This window comes from Vibrio sp. T13N (genome assembly GCF_032970445.1).
In the GTDB taxonomy this organism is placed as follows: Bacteria; Pseudomonadota; Gammaproteobacteria; order Enterobacterales; family Vibrionaceae; genus Vibrio; species Vibrio diabolicus.
Window position 1 is genome coordinate 260,201 of sequence record NZ_JAWJYE010000005.1, and the last position, 17,755, is coordinate 277,955.

Sequence of the window (17,755 nt, forward strand, 5' to 3'; positions counted from 1 at the left end):
CCAGTAACGTTATGCGAATGCCAGCACGCCCTGCGTTTCAATTTTCACAGCAACAGACTCACCAATATTTAATGCCTGCGATGCTGTAGCCAACAAACGGTCGCCATTCGCATCAATCACGTAGCGGCAATGGTCGCCCATAAAGTGCTGCTCCAGCACCGTTACTGAGCTCTCTTCATCGGATTGAATTTGCACATGTTGCGGCCTTAGCAACAAAGAGCATTCAGACTGCACTGGGATCTCTTGTTGGGCTGTGGCTTCAACCACACCCAAGTGGGTTTCATATTCTGAATCCGAAACTCGTTTAGCGGCCAGATAGCTACCACCACCTAAGAAATCCGCAACAAACTTACTTGAAGGCTGGTAGTAAAGCTCAGATGCCGTACCATACTGCTCGATAACACCATTGTTCATCACTGCCATTTTATCCGCGAAGGCAAAAGCCTCTTCACGGCTATGCGTAACAAAAATGGCAGTCACGCCTTGCGCCTTAAAAATCTTACGGATCTCACTTATCAGCTCATGGCGAACTTGCGTATCAATATTAGAGAACGGCTCATCTAGCAACAATAAGTCTGGGCTGTAAGCTAATGAGCGAGCAATCGCAACACGCTGCTGCTGTCCACCAGACAACTGATGTGGATAACGATCGCCATAGCCTTGCAAATGCACGAGCTCGAGCATCTCTTGAACTTTGCCATTTTTCTCTTTTGTCGAGTAATGCTTTAAGCCAAAGGCAATATTTTGCTCCACCGTCAGGTGAGGAAAAAGCGCATAATCTTGGAAAATCATCCCGATATTACGCTGTTCTGGTGGCAACCAGTTCTCCCCATCATCAATCGTGACGCAATTTAAGCTCATTTCGCCTGACGTTAATGGCAATAGCCCTGCAACGGCTTTTAATAGTGTTGTTTTTCCGCAACCACTTGCACCTAGTAAACAGACAATTTGCCCTTGTTCCACCTCAAGAGACAATGATTCGAGTACGGTTTGATCATCATATTGGCAAGTTAGGTTTTTAATTGATAATGCGCAGCTCATCAGTGATTTTGCTCCAGTGAACGGTTAACAACAACAAGCGGGATCAACCCAACAAGAACCAACAAAACCGCAGGCAAAGCGGCCAATTCCAAATGCTCATCCGAGGCGAAGTTATAAACGTATGTGGCTAGTGTTTCAAAGTTAAACGGACGAAGTAATAGGGCCGCATTGAGCTCTTTCATCGACTCGATAAACACTAACAGAGCCGCAATCAGTGCACCACGTTTAACCAGCGGAAAGTGCACACGCCACAGCATGGCATTAGGCTTACAACCCATGGTGCGAGACGCCATATCTAACGAAGGCGAAATTTTATTTAAGTTACTTTCGATACTACCAATCGCCACCGCTGAAAAGCGCACAACCATGGCAAAAACCAGGGCGAACATGGAGCCAGAAAAAATAAGTCCCGGTCTGCCCCACTCCATGGCTTTAGCAAGGTCGTTGACGCGGTGATCCATAAACAGTACTGCGACCATCACACCAATCGCTAATACGGTTCCTGGCACTGCATACCCCATCGAAGAAAGACGCATAAATGCCAAGCTTTCGCGCTTGCCATTGACGCGATGGGTAAAGTTAACGATCAGTGCGACAGCAACACCAATAATGGCGGCAATAACCGACACGACCAAACTATTCCATGCGTATTCACGAAACTCGGGGGTCCAACTCTGCGCAAAGTAAGTTATCGCATAATCAATAAGCTGTAGTAATGGCAAAATAAACGCGACCGAAACCAAGCCCCAACACCAAACCAGCGCGGTCCACTTTTTCCAGCCCGTTAACTCATAACGAAAATCTTCGTGACTGTTAAATTGGCTTTGAAAAAGCTTTTGTTTACGACGACTGTAACGTTCGGCACTGAGAAGCAATACTACGATGACGAGCATCATGGCAGAAATTTTGGCTGCTGCATTAAGATTAGAGTACCCCAACCAAGTATCGTAGACCGCTGTGGTTAACGTATTCACAGCGAAGTAACTTACAGTACCAAAGTCACCGATAGTCTCCATTGCGACCAGCGACAAACCCACCGCGATAGAAGGTCGCACTAATGGCATCGAGATACGCCAAAAGCTTTCCCATGGAGAGCATTTGAGCAAACGCGCGCTTTGCAACAAAGAGACATTTTGCTCCATAAATGCAGCTCGACACAGCAAATACACATAAGGGTACAGCACTAAAGCCAACACAAAGGTCGCGCCAGGCAAGGTGCGAATATCAGGGAACCAATATTCGCCAGGTCCCCATCCGGTTACATCACGCAAAAAGATCTGAATCGGTCCTGCAAAATCAAACCAATCAGTAAAAATATAACCAATGATATAACCTGGCATCGCAAGAGGTAGCACCAATGCCCACTGCAACCATTTTTCGGTCGGCAGTTTACACATGGCCATTATCCAAGCGCTTGGTATACCAAGAATTAAGGACAACACCATTACGCCAATAGTGAGCGCAACCGTGTTAAAAATATAAGTCGGCATGACTGTCGCCATTAAATGGGCAAACAAATCATCCGTTTCACCAATTGCGGTGTAGAAGATCGCTAAGATCGGCAAAACCAGTAACAGAGTTATTACCCCACTACTGGTTTTCCATAAAGAGTGTTTATCTTTCATCGCCTAATTACTGCAAGGCTGTATGAAATACAAATGCTGTTGCAAATACATCTCATATCCTTTAATCAAATGGGGGTACTGTTATACCCCCACAAGGAATTAAAGGTCAAATTTCACTTCGTCTAATAGCTTAATTGCTGCTTCGTGGTTGGCTGCAATATCGTCTAGAGAAAGCTTGTCTGCTTTAAAGTCACCCCAAGATTCCACAAGTTCAGAACGCTTCACGCCTTCTTTAACAGGGTACTCGTAGTTAACTTCTGCGTACATCTGCTGCGCTTTGTCACCCGTTAGGAATTCCATTAGCTTCACAGCATTGTCTTTGTTTGGAGAGTACTTCGCCATCGCCATACCAGAGATGTTTACGTGAGTACCTGTAGTCTCTTGGTTAGGGAAGTTGATGTAAACTGCATCTGCCCAAGCTTTTTGCTCTTTGTCATTAACCATTTTACCTAGGTAGTAGCTGTTACCTAGAGAAACATCACATAGACCTTCTTTGATCGCTTTAACTTGTGCACGATCGTTGCCTTGTGGTTTGCGAGCAAGGTTTGCTTTCACGCCTTCCAACCACTCTTTGGTTTCTGCTTCGCCATTGTGAGCAATCATTGCTGAAACTAGAGAAACGTTGTACGGGTGCTTACCGCTACGAGTACAAATTTTACCTTTGAACTCTGGCTTAGCTAGATCTGCATAGTTGAAATCTGCGCCTAGTTTACCTACGCGATCACGTGAAGAGTAAACACTACGAGAGCGTAGAGTTAGGGCAAACCACTCATTCTCTTTATCTTGGTATTGAGCTGGTACGTTTTCTTCAATGATTTTGCTATCTACTTTCTGAACTAAACCTTTGTTTGTCAGTTCAGCTAGACGACTGATGTCTGTCGTAAGGATAACGTCAGCTGGGCTGTACTCGCCTTCTTGAGCTAGCTTTTCTGCTAAGCCTTTTTTAGCAAATTTTACGTTTACTTTGATGCCAGTTTCTTTAGTGAACTCGTTGAACATAGGTTCAACTAGGAAAGGTTGACGGTAAGAGTAGACGTTCACTTCTTCAGCAGCCATTGCTGTTGGAGCTAAGGTTGCGCAAGTTAATGCTGAAAGAGTTAGCAGTTTTTTCATTGTTTAATCCTTTACCATGCTAATGATAACGTTTATCAGTTGCGTTATTATATGTATGTTCAATAAGAAGACAATGACAAATATTAAAAAACCTGCTCATCGGAGCAGGTTTTTTAATGTTGAGAGTGTAACTATTTATTACAGGCTATTGATTACTTCACAGTGACAAATTCTGGGTACGCACCGACGCCACAATCATGCATGTCCATACCTTCCATTTCTTCATCTTCCGTGACGCGAATTCCAACGGTTGCTTTCAAGATAGCCCACACCACTAGGCTAGCACCAAATACCCAAGCAAAGATAACGACAGCACCTAAAAGCTGTGCACCGAATGTAGCATCGCCGTTACTTAGTGGTACGACCATCAAACCAAAGAAGCCACAAACACCGTGCACTGAAATCGCACCGACTGGGTCATCAATTTTCAGTTTATCTAGGCCAATGATGCTGAATACGACTAGCGCGCCAGATACTGCACCGATAGCAACCGCATATAATGGCGATGGTGATAGAGGATCTGCAGTGATGGCAACCAAGCCAGCTAGCGCACCATTGAGAATCATCGTTAAGTCCGCTTTGCCCCAAGTTGTTTTACATACAAATAGCGCCGCAATAGCACCTGCAGCAGCAGCTGCGTTGGTGTTTAGGAAGATCTGACCTACCGCTGTTGCGTTCTCAAAGTCTGAAACCATCAACTGAGAACCACCGTTAAACCCAAACCAACCAAACCAAAGGATGAAAGTACCTAGTGTTGCCAAAGGCATGTTTGAACCTGGAATCGGGTAGATTTCACCGTTTTTGCCATATTTACCTTTGCGAGCACCAAGAAGCAATACACCAGCAAGAGCTGCAGAAGCACCAGCCATATGTACGATACCTGAACCTGCAAAGTCGCTAAATCCAGCTTCTGCTAGGAAGCCACCGCCCCATGTCCAATAACCTTCCATTGGGTAGATAAATGCGGTCAAAATTGCAGAGAAAACCAAGAAAGACCAAAGCTTCATACGTTCAGCCACCGCACCAGAAACGACGGACATTGCCGTTGCAACGAAGACGACTTGGAAGAAGAAGTCAGATTCTAGAGAGTGATCAGCCCCTTCTCCTTGGGTACCAATCAACGCACCAAATGAAGGTAACCAGCCTCCTTCCCCGTTGTCGACATACATGATGTTGTAACCAACGATCAGAAACATCGTACATGCAATTGCGTACAAACAGATGTTCTTCGTAAGAATTTCTGTTGTGTTCTTAGATCGCACAAGACCAGCTTCTAGCATCGCAAAACCAGCTGCCATCCACATTACCAACGCACCGGAAATGAGGAAGAAAAAGGTGTCAAGTGCGTAACGTAACTCGGTTACTGTTGTTGTTAATTCCATAATAAGTTTCTCCAATCCCTTGAATTCTTAAAGTGCTTCTGCGTCCATTTCGCCTGTTCGGATACGCACCGCTTGGTTCAGGTCGTAGACAAAAATTTTACCGTCACCAATCTTTCCTGTTTGCGCAGCTTTTGTAATCGCTTCAACCACTCGCTCAACATTATCCGCGTGAGTAGCGATTTCAATTTTCACTTTTGGTAGGAAATCGACCTGATACTCAGCGCCGCGATACAGTTCCGTGTGACCTTTTTGACGACCAAACCCTTTAACTTCTGATACCGTCATCCCTTCGATACCGACGTTAGCCAATGCTTCTCGCACATCGTCTAATTTAAACGGCTTAATAATGGCATTGATTATTTTCATTCAATTCTCTCCGAAGCTTTCATCCTGAAACACTTCTAATAATCCAATCTACGTGCCAAGTTTTTAAGTCATTGAATAATAAAAACTAACGTCAATTTACATATCTATAAACAAAAAGGGCGCACCATATCGGTGCGCCCTTTTCACAAATTTAAAGCAACAGAAGGAAAGTTACCCAAAACTGTGCACTAAATGTTCAAAAAGTCTTTCCATCGCTTGATAAGAATCATGAAGTCCTCTATTCCACAGCTTGCTGTACTTTCTGCATTGTAGAAATCGAATTCACTTTCCATCTCAACATCATGGTCATGGGCCAGTGCGTTTTCTTGCACTAGGACTTCATCGCCCTGAATCATCAAGCTAATTTCTGTACCTGTTAGGTTATGCTCTTGAGAAGGCGCTGAAAATGACTGCTCAATTAGCTTTTCAACCTGAGCAATCTTCATAGGATCTTTGCCAATTTCTTCTTGTAGCCAGCGCCCAACAATCTCATGCCCCATGCTGCATTTTACGTAGTACTCGCCCATCAACGTGTTACGGATGAATTCAAATTCCATCGAGATTGCCTTTTCGTATCAATTTGGTGCGGAGTATAGCGAATTGCGCCCATAAAAAAAGCACCTCGTTTGAGGTGCTTTTTAATTGTGCAGTTAAACTTATGCAGGCTCTTGGAAGATCACTTCATCCGCTTTCTTGGTGTACTGATCCATTTTATGGAAGTTCAAGTAGCGGTAAGTATCTGTAGCGGTTGCATCAATTTGCTTCGCATACTCCAAGTACTCTTCTTTGGTTGGAATCTTACCAAGGATTGCACCTACTGCAGCTAGTTCCGCAGACGACAGGTAAACATTCGCACCAGTACCTAGACGGTTCGGGAAGTTACGCGTTGAGGTCGACATCACTGTTGATTTGTCTGCAACACGCGCTTGGTTACCCATACACAGTGAACATCCTGGTGTTTCGATTCGAACCCCAGCACGACCAAAGATACCGTAATAACCCTCTTCCGTTAGCTGATCCTTGTCCATCTTCGTTGGCGGAGCGATCCATAGACGAGTTGCAAGCTGTCCGTTGAACTTATCTAGCAGCTTACCAGCAGCGCGGAAGTGACCGATGTTCGTCATACAAGAACCGATGAACACTTCATCAATCGCTGTGCCTTGTACTTCAGACAACAAGCGAGCGTCATCCGGATCATTCGGGGCACATAGTACTGGCTCATTGATTTCAGCCATATCGATTTCAATCACATGTGCATATTCAGCGTCTTTATCCGCTTGCATCAGCTCAGGATTTGCTAGCCACTCTTCCATCGCTGTAATACGACGTTCGATAGTACGGCGGTCACCGTAACCTTCAGAGATCATCCACTTCAGCATTACGATGTTAGAGTTTAGGTACTCTTCGATCGACTCTTGAGACAGTTTCACAGTACAACCTGCCGCCGAACGCTCAGCAGAAGCATCAGATAGCTCAAATGCTTGCTCAACCGTTAGCGTTTCTAGGCCTTCAATCTCAAGGATACGGCCAGAGAATTCGTTGATCTTGCCCGCTTTCTCTACTGTTAGTAGACCTTGCTGAATCGCGTAGTAAGGGATGGCATGAACAAGGTCACGCAGTGTGATACCCGGTTGCATTTCACCTTTAAAGCGAACCAAGATTGACTCAGGCATATCTAGTGGCATAACGCCTGTCGCAGCAGCAAAGGCAACCAAACCCGAACCTGCTGGGAATGAAATACCTAGAGGGAAACGAGTATGCGAGTCACCACCAGTACCGACAGTATCCGGCAGTAGCATACGGTTTAGCCATGAGTGGATAATACCGTCACCCGGGCGAAGAGATACGCCACCGCGGTTCATGATAAAGTCCGGAAGTGTGTGGTGCGTGTTTACGTCTACTGGTTTTGGGTACGCAGAGGTGTGACAGAAAGACTGCATGACAAGGTCAGCAGAGAAGCCCAAACACGCCAAGTCTTTAAGTTCATCACGAGTCATAGGGCCGGTAGTATCTTGCGAGCCTACTGTCGTCATCTTCGGCTCACAGTAGGTACCAGGGCGAATGCCTTCTACGCCACACGCTTTACCAACCATTTTCTGTGCAAGCGTGTAACCCTTGCCAGAATCTGCAATTTCACCAGGTTTACGGAATACATCCGAAGGCTCAAGACCTAGCGATTGACGCGCTTTGTCTGTCAAACCACGACCGATGATCAATGGGATACGACCGCCAGCACGAACTTCATCAATCAGTACTTCCGTTTTCAGCGAGAACTCAGCTAAAACTTCACCTGTTTCGTGATTACAAACTTTACCTTCATATGGGTAAACATCGATAACATCGCCCATGTTGAGCTTAGTCACGTCGACTTCAATTGGTAGTGCGCCCGCATCTTCCATTGTGTTGAAGAAGATAGGTGCAATTTTACCACCAAGCACATAACCACCAGCACGTTTGTTTGGAACGTAAGGGATATCATCTCCCATGAACCAAAGTACTGAGTTGGTTGCAGATTTACGTGAAGAACCAGTACCAACAACATCACCAACGTAAACCAATTGGTGACCTTTTTCTTTCAATTCTTCAATTTGCTTGATCGGACCAATATTGCCCGGTTGATCAGGATTGATGCCTTCACGCTCGTTCTTCAGCATCGCAAGTGCGTGCACTGGGATATCAGGACGAGACCAAGCATCAGGTGCAGGTGAAAGGTCATCCGTGTTCGTTTCACCTGTTACTTTAAATACAGTTAGAGTGACTTTTTCTTCAAGCTTAGGCTTAGAAAGGAACCACTCAGCATCAGCCCATGACTGAAGTACTTTCTGTGCATGCGCATTGCCTGCTTTTGCTTTCTCTTCTACATCATAGAAAGCATCAAACATCAGAAGTGTATGAGACAATGCTTCTACAGCAATCTCTGCCAGTGCTTCGTCATCAAGTAGCTCAACTAGCGGCTCGATGTTGTAACCACCTTGCATAGTGCCTAGCAGTTCAGCCGCTTTTTCACGACTCACTAATGGTGATTTAACTTCACCTTTTGCTACTGCTGTTAGGAAACCCGCTTTAACATAAGCGGCTTCATCTACACCTGGTGGGATGCGGTTTTCAAGTAGGTCAAGAATGAACTCTTCTTCACCTTGCGGGGGATTTTTCAGAAGTTCTACAAGTCCAGCAACTTGTTCTGCGTCTAGCGGTTTAGGAACAACTCCTTCAGCAGCACGCTCTTCGACGTGTTTACGGTAGGCTTCAAGCACGACTTTTTCCTCTCATTGCGGTTCCTCCTCTATTATTACTATTGTTAAAGTAAAGGAGTGAACATCCTTGGAAACTTGGCTCTCCATTGCCCTTGTTTTCATTCAATTATGATTGAGAAACAGCGCCGTAGAGGCCAAACTGTGGGCAAAATAATAGCAAATTTAACCTTAAATTAAAATCTTATCATTTTGACCAACATAGCAACTTACGACTAAAGTTCTGCTAATTTTGACCAAATATGCCAAGTTTTTGCTTTCTTATACCCGGTTAATTAAACGACGTTCCTACGATCAAATACACAGCATCCATATCCTGCTCAGTACGACCATAAGCCAACATAATTGGCCCGATTGGTGAGTCAACACCAAAGAAAATAGAGCCAGCATTGTAAAGCGGCGCTTCATTCAGCTTCAGATCATTATCTGACCACACTCCACCGTATTCCACTGATGCGCCCAGGTAGACTGGCGCTTCAAATAGTCCAAAGTCATTGTCGAACCATTTGTATCGGTACACCAAGCTACTAAAAAACAGGTTCTGTCCAATCAAGCTATTTCTTGGGATGCCAGATAGGTTTAAAAAGCCGCCTAACTCTCTCGGATCAAGTGGAACCGATGAATTTTTACTTTCTACAAAACTATATTCTGCATGTCCGACTAAAGTATGACGCTGATGACTGACCGCACCTTTGAATCGCGCGGAGATTTCATACACAGTATCTTCAATCATCTTTTCCGTGTCGAGCAGAGTGATGCCTTCCGGACTCTTGTCATGAGATACGAAATATTCAAGATCGACCAGCAGTCCGCGAGTAGGAAATGCAAAATCATCAAGCGTATCGAGTCGATAGCTCGCAAATATACCTTTGCGCTCGAAGTCTAGCTGCCCTGCCGAGGCCAAGGTAGACAGCTCAATATCTCCTGTAGAGTAACGAGCACCAAGGCGCAACTCTTGCCATAACGTAGGTTGAATGCCAATAGCCAGTTCAGAAGCAAAGTCATTATAGGAAACGGGTAAGAAGTCGTTAACTGAGCTGAGGTCCGGATTTTCAAATTCGCTAAAAGGTAAGTTTCTATCTTCACTGCTGTATCCAACACGGCCAGCAACAAAAAGCGTTTGGCTAGATAAAACAGGCGAATACAACTCAGCTTCTATCAGCTTATCCGTGCCCATTTCTACGTTGAACGCCAACTCTGCACCATGCGAGTTTAAATTAGTAAAATTGGTCGACATACCGATGCCGTATTGGCTATCCGTATCGAAGTCATCTTCAAGGAAAAATCGAAAGTTAACGTAATTCGGCCCCCACGACTTTTCGTTAACATCAAAAACCAACAATGTCTTACCATCAACATCTTCAAAGTGGTAAGTGATTAACTCAAAACGATCCAACGCATAGAGATTTTCAACGGCTTTTTCTATTTCAGCCGTTGGAATACGACGACCTGTTTTCAATTGGATACGGTTGGTAAGTAATACATCACTGTAGTGGGTGTTATTCACTATCACAATGTCATCAACAATGCGTTTATCACCGTAAACCAGCGTCTTACGTACCTCTTGCTTGTGATCAATGTACTTTTGGTATTCTGCGTTCGATAAACTTAGACCTTGCAGCTTATCTTCAAGCTGCTTGGTAATATCGTAGCCCGCTTGAAAAGCCCAAGGCATTTTGTCGAACTCGACCGTTTCCATGGTGCCCACATTGGGACGAATATAAATATCTTGTGGTTCAAGCTCGTCCACTTGCTGTTGCGTACTGCGACGAACTAGGTAATTAGAAAGTTGATCCGCTACAGTAAACAGCCCGGTAAACTCATCTTCGGTTTTGTAGTCGGTGCTAATATCGACAGCAATAACAACATCAGCCCCCATGGCGCGAGCCACATCGACAGGCATGTTATTGACCACGCCGCCATCGACAAGCATATGGCCATTGAGCTTATAGGGAGGAAGCGCTCCTGGTACAGACATGCTAGCCATCATGGCGTCCACAAGGTAGCCATTGCCAAGAACCACTTCCTCTAGCGCAAGAATATCTGTCGCCACAGAGCGATAAGGAATGGCAAGATCATCAAAAGAATCGAATCGCCCTAAGTTCCCTGTAGTCTCACGCAATACGCGCAACATGTTCTGGCCTTGCACGACACCCGTTGGGGCACGAACCTCACCAAATCTTAAGCCGAGGTCAGTGTTAATTTGATAGCGGTCTTCATACTCTTTATCACGAACTCGGCGTTGACTACGGTCGACACGATCTCGATAACCACTGCTCCAATCGACGGTGTAGATAAAACTTTCAATTTCATCAGCGCTCATCCCCGTTGCATAGAGACCACCAACATAAGCGCCCATACTGGTGCCCGTTACGATATCGACCGGGATCTGCATCTCTTCTAACGCTTTAAGGACGCCGATATGCGCAGCGCCTTTTGCGCCGCCACCGGCGAGCACAACCGCCACCTTTGGGCGAGGCTCCAAGTCATCCGTTTTTGCTAGAGAGTTTGCGAGGGAAACAGAAGGAGTGGTGATCAAAAAGGCACTAACCCAAAGCGCGAAATGGCGAGTCGACGGGCTTGATAACAGCTTTTTGAACATTCACTTCTTCCTTTATTGAATTTCTTATCAAGTAGGGCGTGCTAGCAGCACTGCACTAACACGCCCTAATATGTACTAAGAATTGACCAGAGAGACAAGCTAATGTTGTTGATTTGGCGATGCTACCAATCAAATAAGCTGTTAAGCCAGTTTGATTTCTTCTCACACTGCTGCTTTATTTGACCCGTTTTATCCCAAACTGGCAGTTTGTAATCACTACGACAGTTCATTTCTAAACCACCATCTGATGTCGGCTTAAATCCTAACGTGGTGATCTCTCTTGGCCATGGAAGCTCTAAACGCTCAGGAATGCGTTGCTTCAAATACTCTGCGTACACTCGTAATGCACCGCTCGATCCCGTTAGATGAACCGGTTTGTTATCGTCGCGGCCTAGCCAAATTGTCGTCACTTCACGGCCATCAACACCGACAAACCAGCTATCGCGGTTATCGTTACTGGTACCCGTTTTTCCTGCCAGTGCAGCCCAACCAAACTGGCTTTGTAAGAAGCGGCCTGTACCTTGAGCAACCCCCTGTTTCATCGCGTAGGTCGTTAGCCATGCTGCTTGCTCATCCACGGCTCTTGATGAACGAGGCAAGGATTGATACAGCACATTACCTTCCATATCCATCACTGAACGCAGAGCGGTCAGTTTCGCACGTTTGCCTGAGTTCGTCAGTGTCTGATACATCTGCGCGACTTCAAACGGCGTCAAAGAAAACGAGCCCAAAAACATCGAAGGCACTGGGCGGATTTCGTCTTTGTTGACGCCCAAACGTTCTAAAGTATTGGATACTTCTGGGATACCAAGCGCCATGCCTAAGCGCACAGTTGGCACGTTGAGCGACTTCGCTAAAGCAATATAAAGTGGCACATCACCACGGTATTTTCGGTCGTAGTTACGCGGTGTCCATACATTACCTTTACTGCTTTTCAGGCTTAGCGGCGTGTCGTGCAGCGTCGTGCCTAGGTTATATTTTTCCGGCTGTTCTAGAGCCGTCAAGTAAATCGCTGGTTTAACTAGAGAACCAATTGGACGACTGGCATTGAGCGCGCGGTTAAAACCTTCATAACCAACACGTTTACCGCCAACCATGGCACGGATTTCACCACTATGACGATCAACCGCAACTGCAGCGGCTTCTAATTCTTTACCGCCTCGTTTAGCTAGCTCCGGGATCTTTTTCGCGATGGCTTGCTCCATTTTACTTTGCGATACCGGATCCAGAGACGTAAACACGCGCAGCCCGGTTTCCGCTTTAAATCGCTCCCCCACTTTTTCTTTCAATTCAATGCTCAATTGTTGGAAATAAGCGGGCTGACGGCTCGCAATACGTGGTTTGCTCTGCGTATCAAGCGAACGACTGACGGCTTGCTCATACTGCTCTGAAGTCAGCATGTTTTGCTGCATCAACAAACGTAATACAAGATCGCGGCGCTCTTTCGTGCGCTCGGGGTAACGAATTGGGTTGTAGTAAGACGGTCCTTTTACCATCCCAACTAACATCGCCAGTTGATCGATTCGCAGCTCTTGGATCGGTTGTCCAAAGTAATAACGCGATGCCAAGCCAAACCCGTGGATCGCTTCACCACCACTTTGCCCCAAGTACACTTCGTTAAGGTAGGCTTCCAAAATACGATCTTTGCTGTAACGGTAATCCAAAATTAACGCGATATACGCTTCTCTAACTTTGCGCCACAGCGTCTTATCACGGGTCAAAAACAGGTTTTTCGCCAACTGCTGAGTTAGCGTACTACCACCTTGAACAGTACGACCCGCTTTAATGTTTGCAACCATTGCTCGTGCAATCGCGAGTGGAGACACCCCATCGTGTTGATAAAAATCCCGGTCTTCGGTCGCAAGCAGTGCATCAACTAAAATTTCTGGGAACTGATCACGACGCAAGAACAGACGCTGCTCATCTTGATCTTTCTCCAGCATCCCCAACATCTTCGGTTCTAAGCGTAAGTAACCAAGATCACCTCGGGACTCTAAAGACTGAATACGCTGCAAGCCAGAATCTGAAAAATGGAGCATCACGTGACGATCCGGTTCAGGACCATCGGCAAATTCGAATGGACGGCGAATCAATTCAATCCGAGTGGAAGAAGAAGAGTACTCACCAGGATAGCGAGGCTGACTTACCTTACGGTAATTCAGTACATCCAGCTCGTTGCGCAGTTCTTGAATGGTGATATTTTCACCCGGATTTAAGTTCAAGATGCGAGCATAAACCACCGTTGGCAGTTCAAACAGCTGACCTTCAAAGCGCTCTTTCACGACACTATCTAAGTAAATCCCAACAAACAGCAAAACAGCGGCAAGCGCAACACCGGCTTTCCAGCTAAATGACCACAAAACTTTCAGCCACGAACGTTTCTCGTTAGCCGGCTTCTTACTCGGTGTGCGTCGAGTCGGTTTTGTCGTTCCTTTATTGGTTGTACTTTTCTTCGCTGGCGCTTTTTTCGCGCTAGGCTTCTTGCTGTTAGTCATTATTCAATTGTCTTTTTGTTTTCGTAGTTGCTACATGATTGGCAGGATCATCTGGCCAAACGTGTTTTGGGTAGCGCCCTTTCATCTCTTTTTGAACGTCTTTATAGCTTCCGTTCCAGAAAGCCGCCAAGTCAGACGTCACTTGCAGCGGACGTTGTGCCGGCGAAAGCAGTTCAAGCACCAAACGCTTACGACCAAGTGCTACCGTAGGAGAGCCACTCTCACCAAATACCTCTTGCATACGCACCGATAATTTCGGCTCATGGCCATACTGGTAACGGATACGCTTCTTCGAACCTGTCGGCAGTTGGTAATGCTCTGGTAACCATTCATCCAGTTGTTGATTGAGTGGCCATCCTAATCGAGCGTTCAGCGCTTCGACCAAGTTTATCTTGCTCAAATCGTTAACCGAACTGACGGACGTCATGTACGGCTCTAACCACTCTTCTAATGAATCCAACAAACTGGCTTCATCAAACATTGGCCATGATTGCTCGGGTAACCATTCCACCGCACAACGAATCCGAGCCAACAAGCTCTCCGCTGCCGGTGTCCAGTTTAGACTCTGTAAGCCCTGGCGGCGGACATACGTGAGTAAAGCTTGTGTCATTTTTTCTTTGCCAGGGCTTGGCAAAGGCTCGCGTTCAACCACCAGCTGACCGAGTTTTGTTTGTCGCTCAGCCATTAGACGCCCTCTTTTTTCATCCCAGTCTACAACTTCTTCAGACGAAAATAGCGCTTCAAAGGTCGCTCGCAATATATTGACATCCAATTCACATGCCGAATGAATTTGACTGGAGTTAGAATGAGAACGCATTAAGTCAACGGCAACCAAATACTCACAGCCACCTAGCATGTCTTCCTGACGACATTCTGCACCATGACCATTAGCCAAAGTAAATCGCCCAAATTGATTTGTGCGCTGCTGCGCAATGCGATCTGGAAATGCCAAACTTAACACCAGCGGTAATGCCTCTTCATCCACGCCTTTCAGGTCAAATACCGTATCTAATTTGTACGCCAGAGATTGAGCACGCTTGAACAACATCGACTTTTTTGGATGAGTACCAACAAGCCAACGATGCAAACTATGAGCGATATTGGTGACGTTTCTTTCTGGCCCTTCAATCAGTGCGACCGCCGCCAAAGCAGCATTTAACATCTTATCACTGTAAGATTGCGCTTTAATTAGCATCGCAGCCGCACGAGGCTCAACGCCTAGTTCATGCGCCTGTTTTCCTTCGGACGTTAATTGCCCTTTTTCCGTCAGTAGTCCCAATGACACCAATAGCTGCTTCGCTTGTTCCAATGACGCATTAGCGGGAACATCAAGCCACTTGAGATCGTGGATATCACTCGCTCCCCAAAATGCGAGCTCCATAACTAAACTAGCCAAATCGGAATGCAAAATTTCGGGCTGGGGAACCAGAGGTTGCTGCTTGAACTGACTTTCAGAATAGAGGCGAACGCAAATGCCCTCTTCTATTCGTCCCGCTCGTCCTGCACGCTGAATCGCTGAAGACTGTGCAATGCGTGTTTGCTCTAAGCGTGTTAAACCGTTTTTCAAATCAAACCGGGCAATACGCTCTAACCCAGAATCAACCACAAGGCGAATGCCTTCAATCGTCAGTGAAGTTTCTGCGATGTTGGTCGCGAGTACGACTTTACGCTTGCCGTGTTCTGCCGGCGTGATGGCTTTTTGTTGCTCAGTAAAGCTCAGTTGCCCATAAAGCGGACACACTTCAATATCATCCGCCAAATGAGATAAACGTTCTTCGACTTGTTTAATGGCCCCAACGCCCGGTAGGAAAGCCAACAAAGAGCCGGACTCTTTGTTCATAAGACTTTCTATTGTTTTTGCCATACTCGTAGGTAAATGATCATTCACACCTAACGGTTGGTAACGCATGTCTACGTCGAAACTGCGTCCTTCTGATTCAATGTAACTGGCTTCCGGCAACAACGACTGTAAGGCTTGTTGATCAAGCGTTGCCGACATTACCACCAGCTTGAGATCGTCTCGCAATGCCTCTTGAACTTCTAAACTGAATGCCAAAGCGGTATCGGCATGAATGCTGCGTTCATGAAACTCATCAAAGATCAGCAGATCAACACCATCCAGTTCAGGGTCAGTTTGAATCATCCGAGTCATGATCCCTTCGGTCACGATCTCCAACTGCGTTGCAGAACTTACCTTTGCCTCGCCACGAACTCGATAACCCACGCGTTGACCTACTTGCTCTCCTAATTGCTCAGCAAGATAACGGGCAATGTTACGCGCCGCGAGTCGTCTTGGTTCGAGCATGATGATTTTTCCAACAACCGAATGGTTTAAGAGGAGCTGTAAAGGGAAGTAGGTCGACTTACCGGCACCAGGCGCCGCTTTTAAGATCACTTGATGTTGATTTTTGACCGCCGTCAGCAACTCAGGCATCACGGCTTCAATCGGCAATTGTGACAAAGGAAATACCTTATGGTGTAATGGTGGCAACATTGTACATAAAAAAATTTTTGTCTAAATAAGCAAATGCATTTCACACCCGCTTTAGAGTCCGCCACTCTACTCAAACGCTATAAACGCTTTCTTGCCGATATCGAACTCGATACCGGTGAAATTCGTACTATCCACTGCGCAAACACTGGCGCTATGACAGGTTGTGCGACACCGGGAAACAAAGTTTGGTTTTCCACTTCCGACAACCCGAAACGAAAATACCCCAATAGTTGGGAGTTGAGTGAAACAGAACAAGGCCACCGTATTTGTATCAATACCGCGCGCGCCAACCAATTAGCCGTTGAGGCTATTGAAAATAATGTCATTTCAGAGCTTTGTGGTTATGACACACTTCAAACTGAGGTGAAATACGGTAATGAAAATAGCCGAATTGATATCTTGCTCAGCGCAGACAACAAGCCAAAGTGCTATATAGAAGTGAAAAGCGTCACTCTTCTTGATGAGACCGACTCTACTGGACAAGGATACTTCCCAGATGCGGTCACGACTCGGGGACAAAAGCACCTGAGAGAGCTCACAGAAATGGCACAAAATGGAAGTAGAGCCATACTTTTATTCACTGTTTTACATTCAGGTATTGAAAAAGTATCCGCGGCGCACCATATAGACGCGAAATATTCACTATTACTCAAACAAGCACAAGACGCTGGAGTGGAAGTTCTCTGCTACAAAGCTGAACTGAGCGATACTGGAATGAAGCTGATTTCCGCTATTGATTTTATCAATTAAGAGAAAAAATGATGTCGTCTTCACATTGACGATAACTTTGCGATTCAGTATTTGCTTGCACCGCCTCTTTTTGCTATAGATACCCGCCTTAAATTGACTGCGTAGCAGTTGACTAGGTGTAAGTAGGAGATGCTGTATGCCAGAATCAAAGAAGAAAACGATAGGCATCCTAGCCATTGCCGGCGTGGAGCCATATCAGGAAAAACCTGGTGAAGAGTACATGTCACCAGAGCAGGTTGAACACTTTACGAAAATCTTAACAGCTTGGCGCGACCAGCTGAGAGCTGAAGTGGATCGTACCGTTCACCACATGCAGGACGAAGCAGCAAACTTCCCAGATCCAGTTGACCGCGCCTCTCAAGAGGAAGAGTTCAGCCTAGAACTGCGTAACCGCGACCGCGAACGCCGTTTGATCAAGAAGATTGAAAAGACTTTGGATAAAATCAAAGAAGACGATTTTGGCTTCTGTGAGTCTTGTGGCGTAGAGATTGGCGTTCGCCGTCTTGAAGCACGTCCAACCGCTGACCTATGTATTGACTGTAAAACACTTGCAGAAATCAAAGAGAAGCAAATGCAAGGTTAATCAACCAAGCATTATGATTATTGAAGGGAGCTCAGGCTCCCTTTTTGTTTTGA

Annotated in this window: 12 protein-coding genes; 2 read left to right on the forward strand and 10 right to left on the reverse strand. The window is 45.9% G+C overall.

The window, feature by feature from the left end; translation table 11 throughout:
- Positions 1 to 9: 9 nt before the first annotated feature.
- The 10 genes from R2S67_RS10620 to hrpB all read right to left on the reverse strand — a co-directional run bounded on the left by R2S67_RS10620 (position 10) and on the right by hrpB (position 16,336).
- Positions 10 to 1,041, reverse strand: a complete 1,032-nt coding sequence (locus tag R2S67_RS10620) for an ABC transporter ATP-binding protein (protein ID WP_005396732.1) — start codon at positions 1,039 to 1,041, stop codon at positions 10 to 12.
- Positions 1,041 to 2,666 (reverse strand): ABC transporter permease, encoded by a 1,626-nt coding sequence (locus R2S67_RS10625; RefSeq protein WP_005396731.1) that lies wholly within the window; start codon positions 2,664 to 2,666, stop codon positions 1,041 to 1,043. The genes R2S67_RS10620 and R2S67_RS10625 overlap by 1 nt, the downstream gene beginning before the upstream one ends.
- A gap of 99 nt (positions 2,667 to 2,765) precedes the next feature.
- A complete protein-coding gene (locus R2S67_RS10630) occupies positions 2,766 to 3,779 on the reverse strand; it encodes a Fe(3+) ABC transporter substrate-binding protein (RefSeq protein ID WP_005386566.1) in 1,014 nt (337 codons plus the stop codon).
- A 152-nt stretch (positions 3,780 to 3,931) separates the two neighbouring features.
- The gene (locus tag R2S67_RS10635) at positions 3,932 to 5,161 is read right to left on the reverse strand and encodes an ammonium transporter (RefSeq protein ID WP_046875065.1); all 1,230 of its coding nucleotides are present in this window, start codon (positions 5,159 to 5,161) and stop codon (positions 3,932 to 3,934) included.
- Between the two features lie 27 nt (positions 5,162 to 5,188).
- The gene (locus tag R2S67_RS10640) at positions 5,189 to 5,527 is read right to left on the reverse strand and encodes a P-II family nitrogen regulator (RefSeq protein WP_005396729.1); all 339 of its coding nucleotides are present in this window, start codon (positions 5,525 to 5,527) and stop codon (positions 5,189 to 5,191) included.
- A gap of 188 nt (positions 5,528 to 5,715) precedes the next feature.
- Positions 5,716 to 6,084, reverse strand: coding sequence for a YacL family protein (locus tag R2S67_RS10645; protein ID WP_282149722.1), 369 nt, complete (start codon positions 6,082 to 6,084; stop codon positions 5,716 to 5,718).
- A 99-nt stretch (positions 6,085 to 6,183) separates the two neighbouring features.
- Positions 6,184 to 8,781 carry a bifunctional aconitate hydratase 2/2-methylisocitrate dehydratase gene (gene acnB / locus R2S67_RS10650; protein ID WP_012841427.1) on the reverse strand — a complete coding sequence of 866 codons (2,598 nt, stop codon included), beginning with the start codon at positions 8,779 to 8,781 and terminating at the stop codon, positions 6,184 to 6,186.
- A 268-nt stretch (positions 8,782 to 9,049) separates the two neighbouring features.
- Complete coding sequence (locus R2S67_RS10655; protein WP_104970931.1) at positions 9,050 to 11,380, reverse strand: patatin-like phospholipase family protein; 2,331 nt, start codon at positions 11,378 to 11,380, stop codon at positions 9,050 to 9,052.
- 122 nt (positions 11,381 to 11,502) lie between these two features.
- Entirely contained in the window at positions 11,503 to 13,875 is a 2,373-nt protein-coding gene (gene mrcB, locus R2S67_RS10660; RefSeq protein WP_046875069.1) for a penicillin-binding protein 1B, read from the reverse strand.
- The gene (gene hrpB / locus R2S67_RS10665) at positions 13,868 to 16,336 is read right to left on the reverse strand and encodes an ATP-dependent helicase HrpB (RefSeq protein ID WP_317343782.1); all 2,469 of its coding nucleotides are present in this window, start codon (positions 16,334 to 16,336) and stop codon (positions 13,868 to 13,870) included. Before hrpB ends, mrcB begins: the two co-directional genes overlap by 8 nt.
- A 66-nt stretch (positions 16,337 to 16,402) precedes the next feature.
- Here hrpB and sfsA point away from each other — a divergent pair, with 66 nt between their 5' ends.
- Positions 16,403 to 17,119 (forward strand): DNA/RNA nuclease SfsA, encoded by a 717-nt coding sequence (gene sfsA, locus R2S67_RS10670; protein WP_005396723.1) that lies wholly within the window; start codon positions 16,403 to 16,405, stop codon positions 17,117 to 17,119.
- Between the two features lie 136 nt (positions 17,120 to 17,255).
- Positions 17,256 to 17,702 carry an RNA polymerase-binding protein DksA gene (gene dksA / locus R2S67_RS10675; RefSeq protein ID WP_005386584.1) on the forward strand — a complete coding sequence of 149 codons (447 nt, stop codon included), beginning with the start codon at positions 17,256 to 17,258 and terminating at the stop codon, positions 17,700 to 17,702.
- The last annotated feature ends 53 nt before the right edge of the window (positions 17,703 to 17,755 follow it).